Origin of the sequence: Streptomyces inhibens (assembly GCF_003389455.1) — a bacterium.
GTDB lineage: Bacteria > Actinomycetota > Actinomycetes > Streptomycetales > Streptomycetaceae > Streptomyces > Streptomyces inhibens.
Genome location: NZ_QUAC01000274.1, coordinates 1 through 1124, shown reverse-complemented (window position 1 = coordinate 1124; position 1124 = coordinate 1). Strand labels below are relative to the sequence as shown.

The 1124-nt window shown below is 69.9% G+C and carries 1 protein-coding gene; it reads left to right on the top strand.

The annotated features are described in order from the left end of the window. The coding region (gene sucB, locus DY245_RS32830) for a 2-oxoglutarate dehydrogenase, E2 component, dihydrolipoamide succinyltransferase (RefSeq protein ID WP_128510819.1) at nucleotides 1-1054 on the top strand (1054 nt) is incomplete at its 5' end. Nucleotides 1055-1124: the final 70 nt, after the last annotated feature.

Genomic DNA, 1124 nt, shown 5'->3' with positions numbered 1-1124 from the left:
GGCACCGGCCCCCGCGCCGGCTCCGGCCGCTCAGGCCCCGGCCGTGCCGGCCCCCGTCACCCCGGCTCCGGCCCCCGGTGCAAGCACCGGCTCCACCGGAGCGGCTATCGCCGCGCCCTCTTCTGAGGGCGAAGGCGCGTACGTCACCCCGCTGGTGCGCAAGCTCGCCGCGGAGAACGGCGTGGACCTCTCCACGGTCAAGGGCACCGGTGTCGGTGGCCGGATCCGCAAGCAGGACGTCATCGCCGCCGCGGAGGCCGCCAAGGCCGCCGCTCCGGCTGCTGCCGCCCCGGCCGCCGCGTCGAAGGCCCCGGCCATCGAGGTCTCCCCGCTGCGCGGTCAGACCGTCAAGATGCCGCGGATGCGCAAGGTCATCGGCGACAACATGATGAAGGCCCTGCACGGCCAGGCGCAGCTGACCTCCGTGGTCGAGGTGGACATCACCAAGATCATGCGGATGCGCAACAAGGCCAAGGACGGGTTCGCGCAGCGTGAGGGCGTCAAGCTCTCGCCGATGCCGTTCTTCGTCAAGGCCGCTGTCCAGGCGCTGAAGGCCCACCCGGTCGTCAACGCCCGGATCAACGAGGCCGAGGGCACCATCACCTACTTCGACACCGAGAACGTCGGTATCGCGGTGGACGCGGAGAAGGGCCTGATGACCCCGGTCATCAAGGACGCCGGTGACCTCAACATCGCCGGTATCGCCCGCAAGACGGCGGACCTGGCGGGCAAGGTCCGCGCCAACAAGATCACGCCGGACGAGCTGTCCGGTGCGACCTTCACCATCAGCAACACCGGTTCGCGCGGCGCCCTGTTCGACACCGTCATCGTGCCCCCGAACCAGGTCGGCATCCTGGGCATCGGTGCCACCGTCAAGCGCCCGGTGGTCATCAACCACCCGGAGCTCGGCGAGACCATCGCGGTGCGCGACATGACCTACCTCGCGCTCTCCTACGACCACCGTCTGGTGGACGGCGCCGACGCCGCCCGCTACCTGACCACGGTCAAGCAGATCCTGGAGGCCGCCGAGTTCGAGACCGAGATCGGTCTCTGAGCCCGGTAGTCAACCGGTAGGTGTGCAAGGGGTCGGCCCCGGCTCGTACGGCATCTCGTACGAGCCGGGG